This window comes from Ruegeria lacuscaerulensis, assembly GCF_013031245.1.
Taxonomy (GTDB): Bacteria; Pseudomonadota; Alphaproteobacteria; order Rhodobacterales; family Rhodobacteraceae; genus Ruegeria; species Ruegeria lacuscaerulensis_C.
In genome coordinates this window covers 15,686-36,064 of the sequence record NZ_WPZL01000031.1, presented here as the reverse complement: position 1 = coordinate 36,064, position 20,379 = coordinate 15,686, and the positions used below count along the sequence as shown (strand labels likewise).

General features: G+C 54.6%; 20 protein-coding genes. 11 read left to right on the top strand and 9 right to left on the bottom strand.

All coding sequences use genetic code 11. The features are described from left to right. Window positions 1-2: 2 nt before the first annotated feature. From GOX66_RS21630 to GOX66_RS21600, 7 genes are all read right to left on the bottom strand, one after another. Window positions 3-1,034: a C-terminal binding protein gene (locus tag GOX66_RS21630; RefSeq protein ID WP_170765389.1), complete on the bottom strand. Its 1,032-nt coding sequence runs from the start codon at window positions 1,032-1,034 to the stop codon at window positions 3-5. After that, entirely contained in the window at window positions 1,027-1,521 is a 495-nt protein-coding gene (locus tag GOX66_RS21625; RefSeq protein ID WP_108861949.1) for a lactoylglutathione lyase family protein, read from the bottom strand. Before GOX66_RS21625 ends, GOX66_RS21630 begins: the two co-directional genes overlap by 8 nt. 22 nt (window positions 1,522-1,543) lie before the next feature. Then, window positions 1,544-2,332: an SDR family NAD(P)-dependent oxidoreductase gene (locus tag GOX66_RS21620; protein ID WP_170765387.1), complete on the bottom strand. Its 789-nt coding sequence runs from the start codon at window positions 2,330-2,332 to the stop codon at window positions 1,544-1,546. A gap of 1 nt (window position 2,333) precedes the next feature. Continuing rightward, window positions 2,334-3,335 carry an ABC transporter permease gene (locus GOX66_RS21615; protein WP_170765386.1) on the bottom strand — a complete coding sequence of 334 codons (1,002 nt, stop codon included), beginning with the start codon at window positions 3,333-3,335 and terminating at the stop codon, window positions 2,334-2,336. Continuing rightward, the gene (locus GOX66_RS21610; RefSeq protein WP_170765385.1) at window positions 3,332-4,855 is read right to left on the bottom strand and encodes a sugar ABC transporter ATP-binding protein; all 1,524 of its coding nucleotides are present in this window, start codon (window positions 4,853-4,855) and stop codon (window positions 3,332-3,334) included. Before GOX66_RS21610 ends, GOX66_RS21615 begins: the two co-directional genes overlap by 4 nt. Window positions 4,856-4,939: 84 nt before the next feature. After that, window positions 4,940-5,974: a sugar ABC transporter substrate-binding protein gene (locus GOX66_RS21605; protein WP_170403561.1), complete on the bottom strand. Its 1,035-nt coding sequence runs from the start codon at window positions 5,972-5,974 to the stop codon at window positions 4,940-4,942. Between the two features lie 26 nt (window positions 5,975-6,000). Then, window positions 6,001-6,870 carry an SMP-30/gluconolactonase/LRE family protein gene (locus GOX66_RS21600; protein WP_170765384.1) on the bottom strand — a complete coding sequence of 290 codons (870 nt, stop codon included), beginning with the start codon at window positions 6,868-6,870 and terminating at the stop codon, window positions 6,001-6,003. 106 nt (window positions 6,871-6,976) lie between these two features. Between GOX66_RS21600 and GOX66_RS21595 the strand changes: the two genes are divergently transcribed. The 7 genes from GOX66_RS21595 (at window position 6,977) to GOX66_RS21565 (ending at window position 14,235) form a co-directional block, all read left to right on the top strand. Next, complete coding sequence (locus tag GOX66_RS21595; RefSeq protein ID WP_170765383.1) at window positions 6,977-7,648, top strand: GntR family transcriptional regulator; 672 nt, start codon at window positions 6,977-6,979, stop codon at window positions 7,646-7,648. 146 nt (window positions 7,649-7,794) lie between these two features. Continuing rightward, window positions 7,795-9,348: a sugar ABC transporter ATP-binding protein gene (locus GOX66_RS21590; protein ID WP_237212718.1), complete on the top strand. Its 1,554-nt coding sequence runs from the start codon at window positions 7,795-7,797 to the stop codon at window positions 9,346-9,348. A 2-nt stretch (window positions 9,349-9,350) separates the two neighbouring features. Next, window positions 9,351-10,337, top strand: a complete 987-nt coding sequence (locus tag GOX66_RS21585) for an ABC transporter permease (protein ID WP_174822822.1) — start codon at window positions 9,351-9,353, stop codon at window positions 10,335-10,337. A gap of 56 nt (window positions 10,338-10,393) precedes the next feature. Next, window positions 10,394-11,389, top strand: a complete 996-nt coding sequence (locus tag GOX66_RS21580; protein WP_170765378.1) for a substrate-binding domain-containing protein — start codon at window positions 10,394-10,396, stop codon at window positions 11,387-11,389. Between the two features lie 52 nt (window positions 11,390-11,441). Next, window positions 11,442-12,344: a hypothetical protein gene (locus GOX66_RS21575; RefSeq protein ID WP_170765376.1), complete on the top strand. Its 903-nt coding sequence runs from the start codon at window positions 11,442-11,444 to the stop codon at window positions 12,342-12,344. Next, complete coding sequence (locus tag GOX66_RS21570; RefSeq protein WP_170765374.1) at window positions 12,332-13,141, top strand: NAD-dependent epimerase/dehydratase family protein; 810 nt, start codon at window positions 12,332-12,334, stop codon at window positions 13,139-13,141. The genes GOX66_RS21575 and GOX66_RS21570 overlap by 13 nt, the downstream gene beginning before the upstream one ends. Window positions 13,142-13,314: 173 nt before the next feature. Beyond that, a complete protein-coding gene (locus GOX66_RS21565) occupies window positions 13,315-14,235 on the top strand; it encodes a tyrosine-type recombinase/integrase (protein WP_170765372.1) in 921 nt (306 codons plus the stop codon). 56 nt (window positions 14,236-14,291) lie between these two features. Here GOX66_RS21565 and GOX66_RS21560 read toward each other — a convergent pair whose 3' ends face one another. Together GOX66_RS21560 and GOX66_RS21555 are read right to left on the bottom strand one after the other, a co-directional pair. Continuing rightward, window positions 14,292-14,636 carry a type II toxin-antitoxin system RelE/ParE family toxin gene (locus tag GOX66_RS21560; RefSeq protein ID WP_170765371.1) on the bottom strand — a complete coding sequence of 115 codons (345 nt, stop codon included), beginning with the start codon at window positions 14,634-14,636 and terminating at the stop codon, window positions 14,292-14,294. Then, the gene (locus GOX66_RS21555; protein ID WP_170765368.1) at window positions 14,633-14,890 is read right to left on the bottom strand and encodes a type II toxin-antitoxin system ParD family antitoxin; all 258 of its coding nucleotides are present in this window, start codon (window positions 14,888-14,890) and stop codon (window positions 14,633-14,635) included. Before GOX66_RS21555 ends, GOX66_RS21560 begins: the two co-directional genes overlap by 4 nt. 838 nt (window positions 14,891-15,728) lie before the next feature. Here GOX66_RS21555 and repA point away from each other — a divergent pair. From repA to GOX66_RS21535, 4 genes are all read left to right on the top strand, one after another. After that, window positions 15,729-16,913 carry a plasmid partitioning protein RepA gene (gene repA, locus GOX66_RS21550; RefSeq protein WP_170765366.1) on the top strand — a complete coding sequence of 395 codons (1,185 nt, stop codon included), beginning with the start codon at window positions 15,729-15,731 and terminating at the stop codon, window positions 16,911-16,913. Continuing rightward, entirely contained in the window at window positions 16,913-17,881 is a 969-nt protein-coding gene (gene repB / locus GOX66_RS21545; RefSeq protein ID WP_170765365.1) for a plasmid partitioning protein RepB, read from the top strand. Before repA ends, repB begins: the two co-directional genes overlap by 1 nt. Window positions 17,882-18,058: 177 nt before the next feature. Then, window positions 18,059-19,114, top strand: coding sequence for a helix-turn-helix domain-containing protein (locus GOX66_RS21540; protein ID WP_170765364.1), 1,056 nt, complete (start codon window positions 18,059-18,061; stop codon window positions 19,112-19,114). Window positions 19,115-19,268: 154 nt separating this feature from the next. After that, the gene (locus tag GOX66_RS21535) at window positions 19,269-20,378 is read left to right on the top strand and encodes a Fic family protein (protein ID WP_170765362.1); all 1,110 of its coding nucleotides are present in this window, start codon (window positions 19,269-19,271) and stop codon (window positions 20,376-20,378) included. Window position 20,379 lies beyond the last annotated feature (1 nt).

The following is a 20,379-nucleotide window of genomic DNA, read 5'->3' as shown; positions in this document are numbered from 1 at the left end:
TGTTATGCGGTAGATACGGCCAATGCGTCGGCATTGACTGTGTAGTCGGGTTTTTGTCCTGTCAGGACCTTGGCCACTTGCGTGGCCGCAGTGACTCGCGCTGCGTGTATGGATTCCTCGGAATAGTAGGCCGCATGCGGCGTTACGAGGACGTTGGGCAGTGTGAACAACGGGTTGTCATCAGGCGTCCAGTTGGCGCGCTTGGCCGGCTCTTCTTCGGGGTCGTCGAGCCCGGCGGCAGCCAGATGGCCTTCGGTCAGCGCCCGGAACAGGGCCTTGTTGTCGACCGTTGGTCCGCGTCCCGTGTTCACGAGTATCGCACCCGGTTTCATGACCGAGAATTCGGCATCTGACAGAAAGTGATGGGTGTTTGGCGTCATCGGCGCTTGCATCAGGATATAGTCGGACCTTGCCAGCAATTCAGGCTTGCTCACCAGCTCGACCCCAATCTTCGCGGCGACTTCTCTTGGCAAGTACGGGTCGTAAGCGATGACCGTAACTCCGAAGGATTGCGCCCGCGCCACGATGGCTTGTCCGATTTTACCCAGCGAGACGACACCCATCGTCCGCCCGCGCAACCGGTAAACCGGCTGCCCGCTTTGCCACTGCCAGACCCCAGCATGGGTGGCCCGATCATAGTCGGGCAGCTTGCGTGCCAGGGTCAGCCAAAGGGAAATCGCATGATCGGCGACTTCCTCGGTGCAATAGTTTTGCACATTGGTGACGAGGATGCCTTTTTCCGTCGCCGTGCCGACATCCACGATATCCACGCCTACACCATAACGCGCGATGACCTCGCAGTTCCGCATCCGCGTGATCGTTTCCTTCCCGATCCGGGCATATTGGTTCATCATCGCTGCGCAATGCGGCGCGACGTCAAACAGGTCTTCCTGACGCTTGGCCTGAAGCGCGATCACCTCAGCACCTGCGGCTTCCAGGATTTCCGTTTCAACGGCAACATCACCAAAGTCGTAGTCGGTTATCACGACCTTGGGCCTGTCCGTTCTGGGGGGAAAGTTGGCGCGATCAGTCATAAGCACCCGCCGAATAGGTCAATTCGTACGAGTGGCTGTAGAGCTCGAAAATGTTGCCAAACGGGTCTTCCATATAGACCATGCGATAGGGTTTTTCACCTGGATAATACTTGCGCACTTGGCTCATGCGCTGGCGCCCGCCCAGGTCTTCGATGACCTTGATGCGGCCTTCCAGATCCTCGTCCTGTACGCAGAAATGAAACAAGCCCCGCCGCCAATATTCAAACGGGCGTTCTTCTTCGACGGTCTTCGGGAACTCAAACAATTCGATGCCAACACCGTCGCCCATCGACAAGTGCGCGATGCGGAAGCTTCCCCAGCCTTCCCCAAATACATCGTCGCACATCTGACCGATGGCGCTTTCGTCATGCAGGATTTCAGTTGGTTCCATCAGCACGTAAAGGCCGAATGCCTTGGAATAGAACTCCACGGCTTTTTCCAGGTCGGGAACTGTGATGCCGATGTGAGAGAAAGTAAGAGCGGCCATAGCAGGCTCCTCCAGTTAGCAGTTAAAGAATGTTGCGAACGATGCCGCCTTCGATCCGATGCGCAGAACCATTAGAGGCTGTGCTTGCTGAGATCGTGACGATCATGCGGGCGACTTCGTCTGGTTGGACAAAGCGCTGTATGAGCGATGTGGGCTCATCTGATTTGAAGTAATTGTCGACGATAGTGTCGAGCGGCTCACCCTTCTGATCGGCGAGGCCGTCAAAATAGGCTTCGACACCTTCGGTCCAGGTCGGACCAGGCAGGATCGAATTAACCCGAACTTTTGTCCCCTTTGTAAGCTCTGCCATGCCACGTGTAAGACCTAACATGGCAGTTTTGGTAACAGAGTAATGCACCATCTGGGGAAGTGGTTTCACTGCCGCTTCGCTGGCCATGTTGATGATAGATCCCTGATCTCGGTCAAGCATGTCAGGTAAGAAAATCCGGCTCATCCGAACGGCGGACAGGACATTGATGTTGAAGTAATGCATCCAGTCGTCATCCGTGAGATCCTCGAACGGCTTAACCGAAAAGATGCCGACATTATTCACCAGAACATCCACCGCACCCCGCGCTCGCGCAAACTCCGCCAGAGTTTCCGCATCAGAGGTCTTGGTTAAGTCGGCCGCAATGCCTTCAACCTTGCCCAGAGGTGACAGATCGTCGACGCAGGCGGACACTTCCGCCTCGGTCAGGCCATGCACGATGACCCGCGCGCCTTCTTCCAGGTAGCCCCGCGCAGTGGCTTTGCCGATGCCGGAACCTGAACCAGTCACCAGGACCAGCTTGTTTTTGAGCCCCAGATCCATCTCAGGCCTCCTTCTTGACGTTAGATGACTGCTGCGATGAAGGGCGACCGAACATTCGACCCATCAAGGCCGAAATTTCCGCGCGCCACATGTCTATACCAACGGCCAACAGAATGATCAGGCCCAGCACGATGTTCTGAACCGAAGATGGCGCAGCGTTTAGGTTCAAACCATTCTGGACGATAACGATTGTCATCGCCCCCATCAGCGTGGCGAGGATGTTGCCGCGTCCGCCTGCAAGGCTGGCTCCGCCGACAACAGCAGCGGCAATGGCCTGCAGTTCCAGCGTCTGGCCATAGTTGGGCGAACCAGAGTTGAGGCGCGCTGACATCAGGATCGCACCAACCGCAGTCATAAAACCCGCGATGACAAATGTCGTCGTCTGAACTTTACGTACGTTAATACCCGTCAGAACGGCAGCGGCTGGGTTACCACCCACGGCATAGATCTCACGGCCGAGTTTCGTGAAGTTCATAGTGAACGCGGCAAGGACGTAGAAGAACACGAGGTAGAAGAAAGGCATCGGAACGCCGAACAGCTTGCCGTAAAAGATTGGCTCCAGCGCCGGATCCAGCGAGAAGATCGGAGACCCATTGTTGAAGGTCAGCGCAAGGCCCCTGAAGGCAATCAACGCCGCCAATGTTGTGATGAAAGACGGGATACGCCCGTAGGCTGTTATCAGCCCAATGAACAGACCAAGCAATCCGCCCATGAGAAGAATGAGTGGCAACGCCAGAACCAGTGGAATGCCAACAAATTTCAACATCTGCGCAAGGATCATGGTCAGCAAAGCCACCATAGACCCGGAGCTCAGATCGATGCCCGCAGCGAAGATCACGATAGTAGACCCGATTGCGATCAAGGCCACGATGCTTACCTGTAGGGACAGGTTTGAAAGGTTACCCGGGTTCAGGAAGCGTTCCGTCGTAAGTGCAACGATCAGTGCGACGATCACCATTGCTGCAAATGGTCCGATCAACTGGGTGTCAAAGATCCGCTTCATGCGAAAGCCTCCTTAGGCTTGGATTGAGGAGTGTCGGCGGACGCGCGCACAAGGTCGTCATGAGTAAGGTCGGATGCATCGACCGTGCGCACTATGGTTCCGTGCTGCACGACGGCAATCCGATCGCTCATCGCAAGCAACTCATCATGGTCTGAACTGATCAGAATGATCGATTTTCCCGCCCGCGTGAGCCTGTTAATCAGCTTGTAAACAGCGATCTTCGCGCCGATATCGATCCCCTGCGTCGGCTCATCAAGGATCAGAATGTCCGAGGCTGAGAACAGCCAACGTGCAATAACAATCTTCTGCTGATTGCCACCAGACAAAAAGTTGACCGTCTTTTCCTCAGCCTGGGTCGAGATTTCCAGATCGCGGATCAGGTCATGGGTAGCTTGCTCTTCCGCCTTAAGATTCAACACGCCGAACCGGCTTAGCCCGCCAAGGGACGCTGCGGTGACGTTCCCGCTTGCGCGGAAATTGAAGAACAGCCCGTCAAACTTTCGGTTCTCTGGGACAAGAGCCAAGCCCGCACGGATCGCATCAATTTCCCGACGAAAGCGAACCGGTTTGCCGTTCAGTGACATCTGCCCGGCGGTTAGCTCATCTGTCCCGAATAGGGCGCGGGCAATCTCTGTGCGGCCACTGCCCAATACACCACCCAAGCCCAGAACTTCACCTCGGTGCAACGAAAACGATACATCATTCACGCCCGAATTGGTGGCCAGACCCGCTGCCTCTAACACAATATCCTTGGCTGCGTTCTGCTCCTTCGGATAATGCTCACCAATGTCCTCACCGACCATTGCGCTGACAATCTCAGAGACGTTGATCTTGGTCTCGCCACTTGCACGCACAACACAGCCGTTGCGCAGGATCGTCACTTCATCAACGATCCGTTCAACCTCATCCAGCCTGTGCGACACATAGAGAATAGCGGTGCCGCGCTCACGCATTTTGCGCAGTAGCTGGTGCAGGCGCTCAATTTCATCTTCACCCAATGCCGCTGTTGGCTCATCCAGGATGATCATGCGGGCGTCCATCGCGACGGCTTTCGCGATCTCGACCAGTTGTTGCTCGCCGACCGATAGCGAGCCGGTGATGGTTTCGGGTGAAACATCGACATCCATTTCCGCCAGAACGCGAGCGGCTTCGTGGTGGACCTTGGTCCAGTCGATCACACCAAAGCGGGACCGAGGCATATTGCCAAGGAAGATGTTCTCGCCAACCGACAAAGTGGGCACGATCGAGAATTCCTGAAAAACTGTTGCGACACCCAATTCACGTGCCGCCTGCGGGTCGCTGATCGTGACCGGCTTGCCATTGTGCAGGATTTGACCGCTATCGGGTTGCTGTACGCCGGACAGAGTCTTGATCATGGTCGACTTGCCACAGCCATTTTCACCCAGCAGCCCATGAATGGAACCGGGCATAAGCCGGATGCAAACCTTGTCATTCGCCAAAACCCCGGGATAGGCCTTGGTGATATCGACAAACTCCCAAAGTGGCGTTGCGGGTGTCATTGCGATTGCCTCGATAAAAGCGAAACTCGGTTGAGTTGCGACCCGGCAGCACGCGCACGCGCCACCGGGAAGCGGGGAGAAAGCTCAGTACTCTTTGGACGGCTGCGGGAAGAGCTTTTCTGGCTCTTGCAGCACGCTTATCGCTCCATCCTTGTCTTCAATTGATGTGGGCGTTTCGATCCAACCGCCGGGATAGGAACCGTTGAGCGCATCAATGGTTGCGTGCATGGCCGCCTTACCCATCAGGAATGGTGAGGTGTTGACGGTTGCCGTGATGTTGCCAGCCGCAATCTCTTCAAGGCCAGACGTATCGCCATCGTTGCCCAAAAGGACGATGTCATTGCGGCCGAGTGCTTTCGCAGCAAAGGACGCCCCAATGATCATGTAGTCGTTCGCCGCAAAGATCATGTCGAGATCGGGATTCGACTGCAGGATATCCATACCAGCAGTGTTGCCGCCTTCAACGTTCCATTTACCGTCAATTGAGACCACAACGTCGAAGTTATCGTTGCCCTCGATACCGTCGAGGAAGCCACCCACACGCTCGGTCGAATGATAGCCAGGCTGCCCTTCGATGATTCCGACCTTCAACGGTTGATCGCCATAAGTTTCAATGGCCCAGTCAGCGATGGCATGTGTGCCATTGCGCTGAGAGTACCCGACCACACCATGAATTGGTGTCGGGAAGTTCGGGATGTCCGAGTTGATCATCAAAACTGCCATGCCCTTGTCGACGGCCTGCTTCAGCAGCGGTGCGGCAGCAAATTCATCGTGTGTACCAAAGATGATTGCATCCACATCCTGCGTCAGCACATCCTGGATCATTCCCATTTGGCCGTTGATGTCCGCACCGGACTGGGGCGCAAGCATGAAGACTTCGACCCCGGCCTCAGCAGCAACCGCTTTGATGCCTTCACCGATGGCGATGTAATAGTTGAACTCTGTCGCCGGCGGCATATACGCGATCCGGAACGTTTCGTTCTTGGGCTCTATCGCATCGATTGGCGCTTGTGCCCCGTCCTCAAGTGGAACCGGCGCTGGATAATTTTCCGCCAGAGCGACCGTTGCCAGCGTGGCGAACCCTGCGGCAAGCGTAGTGGTCATTAGCGTTTTCAACATAGTTTTCTCCTCCAGAATTTCGTTGGTTATCCTTTGAATGGCGCGTCGATCACGCCACGAACGCCGGGTTTCACAGCAAAGAGGCCGCCAGATTCCGGTTCTTTTGTTAAAGCTGCTTCGTCACTCATCAGCCTTGAGGTCGTGATGAACAGCGTGTCGAGATCAGGGCCACCGAAAGCGCAACAGGTGGGCTTCCAGACCGGCACCTCGATCACGCGATCTATCGTGCCGTCTGGTGCGACGCGAACAACGCGATGGCCTTCCCATTCGGCGTTCCAGACGCCCCCTTCGGCATCGACACAGGACCCATCAGGCAAGCCAGGCTCATCATTGAAAGAAGCGTGCTGCCGACGGTTCGAGACGGTTCCACTACGGGTGTCGTAATCAAATGCGACGATTTCCCGATCCGGGGTATCCGCGAAGAACATCGTCTCACCGTCGGACGTAAAGCAAGTCGAATTGGCGCAAGACACTCCTTCGATAATCGTCCGTACACTTAAGTCCTTATCGACGCGGATGACTGACGAATCGGCCTTACCAGAAACTTCGTTCATGCCTCCAACAATCAATCGCCCCTGGCGATCGGTTCGCCCGTCGTTCAGCCGTGTCTCCGGATTGTTCGACTCGAATCGTGCCACGAGGGTTTCCTCGCTCTTGGGCGAATCGAACAATACAACCCGATCCGCATAAGCAACGATCAGCCCGCCAGACGCACGCGGCGCAAAGCAACACACGCGCTCCGGCATCTCATGAGATGCGGTTTCTGAGGTTGCAGGATCAAATGACCAAAGCGCACAGCCTTCGATGTCGGTCCACCAGACAAGACCATCGGCGGGATTCCAGAAAATCCCTTCCCCGTGCTGGTTCTTACAATCGACGACCAACTCTGCGCGCACTTTTTGATCTCCCAAGCACATTCTGATATCTGATATACCAGCTTGCCTAATCTGGTGTATCAGATATCTTGCATCTGGCAACACCTTTTTTTGGAGATATCCTCAGATGGCGCTTGAGAGACCCAAGTCTTTGCGTGAACTCGCACTGGAACATTTGCGGAATAGTATTATCGATGGCTCCCTGAAAATGGGTCAGGTTTTGTCGGAGCGAAAAATCTCCGAAGAGCTGGGCGTATCGAAATCGCCAGTCCGCGAAGCACTCGCTCAACTACGTGACGAAGGGTTGGTCAGTATCGAGCCTCAAAAAGGCGCACGTGTTTTTTCGCTGTCTGAGCCGGAAGTGACTCAGATCTGCGATTTCAGACAGGCTATCGAAACTGCCGCCTTTGAACTTGCGTTGTTGCGGAACCCGGAAGGTCTTGCCGACGACATGCAGCGTGTCGTGAAGGACATGGAGAAGGAACGCAGGCGAGGCAATGAAAAGGGCTACCTTTCACTGGATACCACGTTTCATCAGTTGATTTTTGAACATGCCGGTAACGATTATCTGACGGCGAGCTATACACGCTACATCGGTAAGATTGCCGCATTGCGGACCCATTTGGCGAAGCTGCCACAGCATACTGAGCTCTCCTTCGATGAGCATTCAAAAATCGCTATTGCCGTTCACGAAGGTGACATGGCCAAAATCAAATCTCTTCTCACAGCGCATATTGACCGTACCAGACAAGCCTACCAAAGCGCCGCCATCGTCCTCGAAGGAGCGGCCGCATCCTAGCAAAAACGTAGCTTCGTTGTGACGGGGGCGGGCCAAAACGGCGCCGCCCCTTTCTCTTGACACCTCCCGATCTTTTCTTTTTCAGTTGACATCTGAGATATCAGATGCCAATCAAAAGGCGGGAGGAAGCTTGTATGACGCCAGCAATGAAACCTGACTCACCGGGGCTACAGCCACTGATCCAGCTGGATCGGGTTGGCAAAAGCTTCGGCACGAACATTGTTTTGGATGGCGTCGACTTTGAATTGAGACCCGGCGAAGTTCACGCGCTGTGTGGGGAAAACGGCGCCGGAAAATCCACTTGTCTCGGCCTGTTTTATGGACTTCACCAACCTTCTGCTGGGCGTATCCTGTGCGACGGCAAGGAACAGCGGGTCGAAAGCCCGTCGCATGCGCAATCCCTGGGCATCGGCTGTGTTTTCCAAGAGCTCAGCCTCGCTGGCGCGCTCTCTGTTGCGGAAAACATCTACGCGGGCCGCGTACCCACCCGGTTTGGCGTAGTTGACTGGCCTGAACTGCGCCGCCGAGCGGAGGCGTTGCTGGCGGAATTCGGTCTGGATATCGACGTCTCAACACCCGTGGAAAACTTGCCGATCAGCTCCCGCCAGATTGTTGAAATCGCCAAGGCGCTGTCGTTGAATTCCCGCGTCCTTTTGCTGGATGAACCGACATCGGCATTGGCACCCGACGAAGTAGACGCACTATTCGAAGTCCTAAAGTCCCTGACAAAAAAAGGGATTGGCATCGTCTATGTCAGCCACCATATGGCCGAGATTTTCCAGATCTCGGATCGCATTACCGTTTTGCGAGATGGGCGCCACATCAGCACTTTACCGGTTTCGGAAACTTCTCAGGAACAAGTCGTTGCCGAGATGATCGGCGGCGCTCACCCCGGTGATGTCACGCGGTCAGGTAAGGTTAACGGCGAAGAGGTTTTGCATGTCCAAGACCTAACTCATCCAGGTGAATTCGAAGACATTTCTTTCTCAATTAAAGCCGGAGAGATTGTAGGCATGGCAGGGTTGATGGGCGCTCGCCGCAGCGAGATTGTTCGATCGATTGTCGGGCTGATGCATGGCGCGACCGGGGAGATCAGACTTCACGGCAAGCCTGTTAACTTTGCGTCCTTGCGGCAAGCGATGCGTGCTGGGGTCGGGTTTGTTCCCGAGGAACGCAAGACTGAAGGCCTATTTCTGGAACAAACTCTCAGTGACAACCTGATCGCGGCCAGTCTTTCCGATCATGCGTCTGCAGGGTTCATGCGTTCAGGCTCGATCAAAGCAGCCAGCCAGGCAGCGATTGACGCCTTCAGTGTTAAAACCAGCGGGATTAACGAACTTGTTGGTGATCTGTCTGGGGGCAATCAGCAAAAGATCATGTTGGCCAAGTGGCTCAAACGCACGCCAGCTCTTCTGATCATTGAGGAGCCCACAAAAGGGGTCGACGTCGGAGCCAAATTCCAAATCCACACGGAACTTTTGCGTCGCGCAGCCGAGGGAATGGCCATCCTCGTCGTGTCATCCGATTTTCCCGAACTTGTCTCTCTCTCAACCCGCATCCTTGTCGTCCACGACGGTCGCCTCATGGGAGATATCGCAGCCGCCGAGGCAACCGAAACCACGCTTCTTCAAATGGCCGCCGGAAATTCCTTTCCAATTGTGGACGCACCCCAAACCAATCAATCAGGAGTCGCGACGTGACCATGACCGCTCAAGCCAACTTGCCCATGAAGCGTCCCCTGCTGCGCCGAGTCTTGCAAGCCTTTGTCGACATTCGTGAACTGACGCTGATCGTTCTGATCGCCGCCATCATCATCGTAATGTCCAACGTTAATCCCTACTTCCTCAGCTTCTCGAATTTTCGAGCGGTGGCCATGGGCATGGCCCCCACCGCGATCATCGTGATCGGTATGGCGATCCTACTTGCATCCGGCGGGTTCGATCTTTCGGTCGGGTCGGTTATGGCCTTGTCTTCTACCGTCGTAGCCATGCTGCTTTTGACCGGCATGCCAATTCCGCTCGCTGTGGTATGCGGACTAGTGCTGGGCGGAATTGTCGGTGTGGTGAACGGTTTGCTGGTGACCGGCCTCGGGATCAATCCGCTTATCGCGACCCTCGGCACGATGTCGATCGCACGTGGCATCGCTCTTGTCCTGACCGAAGGTTTTTCTGTCTCAAGCCTGCCTGCATCCTTTGCCTGGATCGGCAAAGCCGACATAGGCGGCTTTCCGGTAATCGTCTTGTTCACCATTCTGCTGGTCGTCCTGTTTGATTTGGCTGTCCGCCACACACGCTTTTTCCGCCAAGTCTATTTCATCGGCGCCAATGAAAAGGCCGCAATGTTGTCAGGCATCCATGTGACCCGTGTGCGTATCATTCTGTACGGACTGACCGGTATTCTGGCTGCTTTGGCGGGTGTATTGCTGGCCTCCCGCCTGATGAGCGGTACGCCCACGGCAGGCAACGGTATCGAACTTCAGGTTCTGGCAGCGGCTGTCATTGGTGGCGCATCCCTACGCGGCGGCGAAGGTACTATTCTTGGTGCTTTCCTCGGCGTCGTTTTCGTTGCGTTGATCAACAACACTATGACGATGCTGGCTGTATCGATCTACTGGCAGATGATCGTCATCGGCGGTGTACTCGTTACAGCGGTCGCCTTGGACATGCTGATCCGAAGCAAACGGGGCTAATCCCTAAGCTTTCCAAAACTCAACAACAACCAAAGATCCAAAACAGGGAGACTACGATGACTGAATTGAATGTGAATCGCCGCAGGTTGCTGACAGCGGGCACCACTGCTGGACTGGCTACCGCGTTCGGACTGCCCATGCTGTCCAAAGAAGCCATGGCGCAAGCGGCCGGAAAGGAGTACGTTTTCCTGTCCATCGTCACGCAGGTGCCGTTCTGGGTGGACTATCGCAATGCGATGGAAGACCTTGAGGAACTGATGGGCATCAAGGCTACATTCACCGGCCCGTTGGATTTCGACACGGCCGCACAAGCACGCCAATTGGACGAACTGATCGCAAGACGTCCCGCAGGCATCCTTATCTTCCCGGGTGATCCGGCCACTCTGGCCCCCGGCGTCGAACGTGCGGTCGAGGCGGGCATTCCAGTCACATGTTGTATTGGCGATATTCCCGACAGTCCCCGGTCCACATTCCTTGGTATCAACGGCGTTCAGGCAGGACGTGTCGGCGGCGAAATGCTGGCGCAAGCGATTGGCGGTAAGGGCAAAGTTATCCTCGGCACTTTCCCTGCCCCTTCCACATTGGAGCGTGTCGAAGGGTACAAACAGATCTTTGCCGAGAAATACCCGGATATCGAGGTCGTCGACGTAGTCAACGACAAGGCTGACCCGTCCTATGCGCCGACAGCCTACCTTCAGGCCATTCAGGCGAACCCGGATATTGTTGGCATTGGCGGCACGGACGGCGACAGCGGCAAAGGCGCGGCAATTGCAGTCAATGAGGCGGGGCGCAAGGACATCAAGATTGTCGCGATGGACCGAAATGATGATATGCTTCCCTATATCGAAGACGGCACAATTCACGGCGCAGTGGCTCAGAAATCCTATCTGGAGATCTTTCTCGCCTTCCACATGATGCATTGGCAGAATACCGATGGGTTGAAAGTCTTGCCCGATTGGAAGGCGGCGGGCATCAATCCTTTGCCAGAGCGCGTTGAAACCGGGGTTATGCCGATTACTGCCGAGAACGTCGTCCAGTTCAAGCACACCTAAGGGATTGTCCCGGTGCATTCTGTCGCGCCGGGAAACCGATAGGAGGGGGTACATGTCGGACAGATGGAGCGTTCTTCACCTGCAGCAAAGCGATCTGCGGCTGACACTCCTGCCCGGCATCGGGGGCCGCTTATGGGATGTAAACTTCCAAGGGCGCTCCCTCCTATTTCAAAACGCAGATCTCATCGGGTTGGAGGTCGATGACACACGGCTTAATGATCTGCCCACACGCTCTCCACAATTTGGTTTTCCACTCTGGGGCGGCGAGAAGACTTGGATCGCACCGGATGCATCCTGGGTAAACGGCGCTCCGTTTCCCGTGTTGGACAGCGGCGCTTACCAGATCACGTCAAGAAGCAGCACTCATATAGACATAACCAGCGCAATATGCCCGACTTCGCACTTGTCGGTGTCGCGCCGCATCACACTGACATCCGCGGAGAGCTGGCATATAGAACACATCGTGGTCAACCATGGGACCTCGTCGCGACTGACCGGCATTTGGTCAGTCATGATGCTTAACACCCCCACCAAGATCGGTGTCGAATTGGAAGACCCTGCATTTCATCCTGTTTTTGGCTCTGCCGAAGGGATGATAGCTACGCACGGCAATGGCATTGTCGTGGATTGCAACAGACAGCAGGAATTCAAGGTCGGGCTACCGAACCCCAACGGTCGTACACTGGTGCGCTGCGGCCATAATGCTCCCTTGCTGATGTGCTCAGTGCTAGAACCGCAACTGAGCGATCAATTTGCACACGACTATCCGTTTGAGGCCTTTAATTCAGGCGATTACGCCTATTGCGAAGCGGAGTGGCACTCCCCGGCACGCAATCTCGCACCAAATGAAACGCTGAGTTTTCGGCAGACGTTCCGCGTCTTGGCGGATGAGGATGCATCCCAAATGCCATTGGGACTCACAAACAACAAGGAGTTCCTGTCATGCATGTCTTGATTACTGGCGCTGGCGGGCATCTCGGCCGCAAACTTTTCGACGCGCTAGAACGCGACCCCGACTACACTGTTTCTGGCATCGACATTCGCCCCGTTGATCACCCCGACATTCACACCGCAGACCTGTCCGACGACAGCAGTTGGGTCAGTTTGCTTAAGGGAGTGGACGTTATCGTGCATCTAGCTGGTGACCGAGAGCCCTCCGCCACCTGGGCCTCCGCGATCAAACACAATATGGATGCAACGCTTTCACTCTATCACCATGCGGCAGCCATGGGCGTCAGCCGGGTAGTTCTTGCCAGCTCCAATTGGGTCCACGGCGACAAAAGGTTCACGCACGACGTTCTCAACAGCACGACACCACCAGGTCCAGTAAACGCCTACGGCATGTCCAAGCTGTTCTGTGAACGGACAGGGGCCTACTTCGCCGAGCATCACGGACTGTCGGTCATCTGCTTACGCATCGGCTGGACACAATGGACTCATGACAACCAACCCGGCACACACATGGCGATGGGCCGGTGGGGTCAGGAAATGTGGTTGAGTGATCGGGACTTTCTAAACGGAATGCGCGCCGCAATAGATGCCAAGGATATTTCCTTCGCAGCCCTGAACCTGATGTCAGATAACCCAGGTATGCGCTGGGATATCACCGAAACACGACAAGCGATTGGCTATTCTCCAAAGGATGGAAGCCCCGCGAAAATAACAGTGGGCATTTCATTGAGATCCATGCTGCAGCGGCTGTTCACAGTCCGGCTCCCCAGCTATTTCACGACACGTTTTCCGGATTGGTAGAGTTCGTAGCTCTGGATTTTGCTATACAGCAACCGCCCCTACCCACCTTACGCGCATAATTCGACATTTTTGCTCGTTACTTTTGTCACATCTTAAAAACGCCATTAGCTCCGATAAGTATCGCTTATCAGGTGTGATTGATTTAGGCGCAAAAGCAGCGCAGAATGATGCTCATGAAGCCCCCCGCCCCATATCTTCCCGCCGCTGCCCCTGCCCTCTCGGAAACGGATCAAGAGGCGCTCACCGACCTCTATGTACGCGGCACACCGGAAAACACGTTGCGTGCCTATGAACGGGATTTGATCTATGTCACCGCCTGGAAATCCGCGCGGTTCACAACGACGCTGGACTGGCCGGAATCCGAGGCCACTGCGCTGGCCTTCATTCTCGATCACGCGCGCGATCTCGGAGATGCCCCGCCCGAGGACCCTGCGCGACAGGTGGCAGAGGCGCTGATCACGCAGGGACTGCGCAAGTCGCTGGCCTGCCCGGCCCCGAAATCACAACACCCGATCACCCGTGACGTGCTGGAACAGCTGCTGGCCACCTGTCGGGGTAGCCGACGGGATTGCCGCGACCGGGCGCTATTGATGCTGGGTTGGGCCTCAGGCGGCCGACGGCGCTCCGAAATCGCCGGGCTGATGCAGGAAGATGTATCGCTGAAGGAATTCGACAAAAAGGGCGTGCTCTGGATCTCGCTGCTGGAGACTAAGACCACGCAAAAGGGTGAGACGCCCCGGCTGGTCCTGAAAGGGCGCGCTGCACAAGCACTGGTGCACTGGATCGAGATGGGTGAGATCAGTGACGGCCCTCTGTTCCGGCCGATCTCCAAAGCGGATCGGGTGCTGAAACGCTGCCTCAGCCCGGATGCGATTGCGCAGATCGTTCGGCACCGGCTGAAGCTTGCCGGACTGCCCGAAGGCTTTGCTTCGCCGCACGGGCTGCGCTCCGGGTTCCTGACCCAAGCCGCCCTGGACGGCGCCCCGATCCAGGCCGCCATGCGCCTGTCCCTGCACCGCTCCATGGCGCAGGCGCAGAAATACTATGACGATGTCGATATCGCTGAAAACCCGGCAGCGGATTTGTTGGGGTGAGCATTTACTGAGTGATCAAAGAAATCCCAGCCTGACAGATACGCTGGCTTTCGCACCTATGTCTTGCCCTCTGCCGCATCCGTTAACGTGGCCAGTGCGGAAACATGTCGCGGCAGATCACAACGGGAATGCAGGATATCGACTATGATCACACTTTCCGGCTGGTCCAGGTAGACGAGGAAATGCTCCCCTGCCCGCACATATCTGAGATCTACCGACTCCTCGACCAATAGAGAACAGCTGCGGCTGGCCACCCTGCCCTCCGTGATGGCCTGACAGCGCGCTATCAGTTCTTGTTCATAAAGATCGGCTTGATGCGGTCCAAACTTGTCGATGGTCCATCGGGCAATTTCCACTAGGCTGGCTTCGGCGCGGCGTGTCAGTCGAAAGGGTCTGGTCACGCTTCGGTTCGTGCCCTTGCAAAGGCACGACGGATCGCATCCGAACCGCTGCCCTCTGCCAGATCTCCAGCCTGAGCCTGGGCCACACCCTCCTGCAGGCCTTGTTTGAGAGATACCAGCCCCGCTTCTTCCCGCTCCAGAAGACGAAGGCCCGCACGCAACGCCTCACTAGCGTTCTGATAGCGACCGGATGCAACCAGGTTCTGCACCAATTGATCCTGCGATTCTGTAAGTACGACATTGCGGGTTACCATGGCTTAAGCCTCCTCTTTGGCAATATATGCCAACGAGACAGTCGGTTCAACGATTGAGGAGCCCATTATCGCAAATTCGAGCAAGCTGGTTCTATCGACGCCAAAGGGAAATGAACACACGGATCGTGTCTGTGCTCCCATATGAATCCAACGACAGCAGAGACTTGCGCCAAAAGCCGCGCCGCGCAAGCACAGTTGCACTGGATCGAGGGCGGTTCCCTGTTCCGTCGTAACTTAAAGGCACACAGTACTCTAAACCCCGTCTCTCCCTGTATGCCATTTCTTGGGCTATCGGCCAGCGGCTGACTCTAGCCGGAGTGTCCGCGGGATTTGCCTCTCCGCACGGGCTGCGCTCGGGGTATCTGACCTTGGCCGCCATGCCCTTCTCACAGCATCGTCCTCCCGTACTGGCGCAGAAGTACTGTTGCGACGTCGATATCGCGGAAAACTCAGTAACGAGTTTGTTGGCGAGAGAATTTGACCAATCAGCTCAACTAGCTCCCTGCCCTTCCCAATTGCGCGATTTGCGCCACATGCCGTTCGGCCTTCACTCCAATTTCAAACTAGAGGTTTTCTACTCAAAGCGGAGCTTAGGGAGGAGTTTTACAGGAATGCCTTCGCATGCCTACGTTAGAACTTCATCGACTGAAAGAACCCATGATCCCGCTCAACCGAGTTTACAACTGTAAACCACCCTGCTCTGATGCTAAGCGTATGTAGTCCTCCGCGTTGGAAAACCTACAATATAGGCGAAAATCCTTGACTTAGCGCAATGAATCACGGCTGTTTGTCTCAAGTGGCGCAAAAATGACCACATTCTTTAATTTGAGGCAACTACATGATTCCCGTGACACCACTTGCGGCAGAAAGACCATCGGCACTCGCCACGGAAATATCTGAGAGATTAAACTCGGCTATCCGGGAACATCTACTTGCTGCATTTGCCCCCGACAACACCAAATCACTGCGAAACTTTGCAGCGCCAGAAGCTGCTGAACTCTTAGGAGTCTCAGGTCAATTCATGCGCAAAGTCCACGCAGAGGGAACGATTCCTGAACCGAATGACGTACGCAGCGGTCGGCGTTACTATACTGCCCAAGAACTCTGGGAGGCTCGCGAAACGCTTGAGAAAACCTCACGCAAAAAAGGGCGCTATGTCCCTCGCCGGACTGAAGGAGAAAAGCTCCAAGTCTGGCAGTTGATGAACTTCAAAGGCGGCAGCAGCAAGAGCACCACAACAATTCACTTGGCTCATTATTTTGCGCTTCGCGGTTACCGTGTATTGGCCGTTGACCTGGATCCTCAAGGCTCTCTTACATCCATGTGCGGCATAAGCCCGGAAATAGAGTTTGACGGGCTGACGATTTACGATGCTATTCGATATGAAGATCCGGTAGATATGGCGGACGTCGTGCTTCCGACATACTTCCCAGGTCTCTCTGTGGCTCCGTCACGGCTTGTTCTTTCCGAATTTGAGACAGAATCTGCCGTTCACTCCAACCCGGACCATCCGTTCTTTACGAGAATACGAAATGCCCTGGCCCAGGTAGAAGGCGATTTTGACCTTGTTCTGATTGATAGCCCACCTCAACTTGGATTCTTGACTATAGCAGGGATGGCCGCCGCCAGTTCATTGCTTGTGCCACTGACACCTTCAATGCTGGACGTGTCTTCGACGGCTCAATTTCTCGAACTCGCTGGGGCTTACATGGCAGTCATTGAAGATGCCGGCGCCACACTCGAATACGACAATTTCAAATTCCTAATAACGCGTGACGAGCCGACAGACGTTCCGTCTCAACAACTGGCTTCTTTCATGCGAGCACTGTTTCAGGATCGCGTTATGTCAGCCACGGCCCTCAAAAGCACTGCAATCAGTGACGCCACAATGCTCAAACAATCAATTTACGAAGTCGTGCGGTCGGAGATGACACGCGCAACTTATGATCGGGCAAAGAACTCAATGGATGCGATCGGCTCTGAGGTAGAGCAAATGATCCATCAAGCATGGGGACGCAGCTAATGGCTAGAAAATCGCTTCAGGAAATGTCGGGGATAGCAAACACCATCGCGCGCTCTAGCCCCAAGGCCATGGATAAGGCCCCAAAACCCAATGCTCCCGCTCTTGGTGCGCTTCAGGGCTCTCTTGCCGCAATCAGGGAAATTGACCCTGCTCTGATCGACGATTGGGGGCCAGCCGATAGGCTAGGTGAGTTTACAGCTGTAAACACTGACGAAGAAGACGATAGTTTTGAAAGCTTGATGTCGAGCATACAAGACGGTGGCCAACAAGTTCCCATTCTTGTCAGAAAATCGAAATACGACGGTCGATACGAGGCAATTTATGGGCGGAGGAGGCTCAAAGCCTGTCGTGAACTCGGCATTAAAGTCCGCGCTAATGTTCAGGATATCGACGATGCTTCAGCGCTTCTCGCCAAAGGGCTTGAGAATGCTGCGAGGCGCAATCTTTCCTTCTACGAGAAAGCACGTTTCGCCGAGGCGATCCTCAATTCCGGGCATGACACTGCAACGGTGCGGCAAGTATTGAACGTTTCGAAGTCGGGGCTGTCCCACCTGACAAAGATAACGCAACATGTTCCTGCAAAGATTGGTGACATGATCGGCGCAGCCCCAAAATCAGGCCGCCCAAAATGGACCGCGCTTGCAGAGCACTTCGTTGCAGGCAAGCTAGCAGAAGATGAAGCGGCAAATCTTCTTGCAACCATTGAGCCACCGGTGTTGTCAGATGATCGGCTGGAAATGCTCCTAAAAGCAGCTGCCAAACGTGGTGCACGACAAAGAGAAGGTGCGGCCGAAGTCAGCCCAATCGAAGGTGTTACAATCAAATCCACCAACGGATCACTAACTGTTTCGGTCAAAAGGACCGGAGCTAACGCTGGCTTCGCTAGCTGGTTGGACAAAAACATGGCTGAAATCATTAAGCGCTCACACGCTGAGTTTACAGCTGTAAACGCCGAAAAAAAGAACTGAGGACGAGCAGAAAGGAGGAAGGCAAACAAACAAAACCCCCGAAACCGGAGCTTCGAGGGCTGCTGCGCAAAGCGCAATTCTTAGATTAGACACCTAGAATCTAGCAGCACCCGAATCGCCACACAAGAAAAAACGCTCTTGAGCGAACGGGTAATTTTTGTCTGCCAATAGATAATCATGAAAACTCTAACAGCATTGGCTCCAAATGGGGCAACCTTGTCGGCAACGGCAGGGCAGGGGAGTAGTACGCTCAAAAAATGGATGCTTCTTCGCGCCGTTGAAGAAGCCAGAGAGCCTCTTGGGTTAAAATCCACAACTCTCAATGTCCTGAGAACAATGATTTCCTTTGTGGGCGGTGATCAGATTGCTGCGGACCAGGATGATCATCACATCTGCTTCGCTTCCAACGCAGCGATCGCCAAACGAACGCATGTCAGCGTGCAGACTGTTGAGCGTCATATTTCGACGCTAGTTGAGCTTGGACTTATCCGTCGCGTCATGAGCGCAAACGGTAAACGTTGGGCACGTCGGAACCGACAGGGCAGGGTGGTCACCGCAACTGGGCTCTCCTTGATGCCTTTGTCTGAACGGCACGCTGAGTTCATCCAGGAAGCCCAGAGGCATGCTGATCGAGTTCTGGAGTTCACTTTACTCCGCGACAAGGTTTCCGCCGCTCTGGCGCGCCTTAGGGACCTCGTAGCAAATGACACCGCGATCTCTGATTTGATGACCACCGTACGCAATGCTCTGCGTCGCAAACCAGATGCAAATGTACTCAGCAAACTGCTGGCTGAAATCTCTGTGGAAATCTCTGAGATAACACAGGCAGATACAGAAAATTTGAGGGACAGTGACAATGAAATTGAGGGGCACAAAGAGGACTCTTTGAATCCGGAAGTTAAGAAAGAAAAACTTTCTCAGATTCAGGTTTCTCCAGAACAAATGGAACGCAGTTTTCCACGGCTATGCTCAGAACTACGCTTTGCGAAAGATCAGCACCACTGTGATCGGCTTATGGATGATATCGCCGAGTATCTTCGGCTTGGCCAAACCTGGTATGCAATGAAGTCAACGTTTGGCCCAGCTATTCGTTTCATCGTTCTCGGATACATCTTTCAACGTGCTGAGAACATACAGTCTCCAGGGGCTTACCTGATTTCGTTGCTGGCTAAAATCGAAAAGGGAGATTTGTCTCCAAAGGCAATGCTCTCGCAGACATCCAATGCTACGTAAATCTGGTGAAACAGGATGAGATTTACCGATTTCAGATTACACGTCCAATCGATGATTGGATCGATTGGTTTGAAAAAGATGAGCAATAGGATTGACCTCTATAAATCACGCAGACATAAATAGTGAGCTATAGAAAGGGAACTTATACCTCACGATGTGGAACTGGCAGAACCCTGACTGGCCGACCTTTCGCTACGACGCCGCAAGACTCGAACCATACGAGCAACAGTTCCTGTTGTCCTCAGGGGAAGTTCTTGGAACTGTTCATCATGTGAACACATCGGATCGAGATCAATTGCGTATCGACCTGCTAAGCGAAGAGGCGATGAAGACCAGCGCGATCGAAGGTGAGATGCTGGATCGTCTCAGCGTGCAATCTTCCTTGCGCCGACATCTTGGACTGGTTCCCGACAGCTATCCGTCCAAACCGCGCGAGCAGGGCGTTTCCGAAATGATGGTGGACGTTTATTCCAACTATTCGGAACCACTGTCACACGACACCCTGTTTCAGTGGCATGACATGCTTCTGTCCCATGACAGGCATCTGGAATCGATTGGATCATACCGGAGCCATGAGGATGCGATGCAAATCGTCTCAGGCAGACTGGATCGACCAACGGTACATTTCGAAGCGCCACCTTCACGTCAAGTTCCGGCTGAAATGGACCAGTTCGTAACCTGGTTCAATCGGACCGCACCGGATGGTCCCGAACCATTGCGCGCGCTGATGCGGGCCGGATTGAGCCATCTGTATTTCGAGAGCATTCACCCCTTTGAAGACGGCAATGGCCGGTTGGGTAGGGCGCTGGCTGAAAAGTCCCTGGCACAAAACATTGGTCAGCCGAGTCTGATTGCACTTGCTTTCACTATCGAGCGAGAGCGGAAGGCATATTATGATCAGCTCGAACGTCATCAAAAGACGCTGGACGTGACACCATGGCTTATCTGGTTTGCAGAGACTGTCCTTACAGCGCAGCAGGTGACTCTTGAGCGGGTCGGCTTCTTTATTGCCAAGACGCACTTCTATGACCGGTATCGTGATCAGTTCAACGCCCGGCAAAGCAAAGTTATCGCACGTTTGTTCAAAGCTGGACCGGAAGGGTTCAAAGGGGGATTAAGTGCCGAGAAATATATCTCGATTACAGGGACGTCGCGCGCCACTGCGACACGGGATCTGCAGGACCTGGTAGAGAAGGGAGCTCTGACCCGAACGGGCGAACTCCGGTACACACGCTATTGGCTAAAGTTGGACCGAGAAGGGTAGG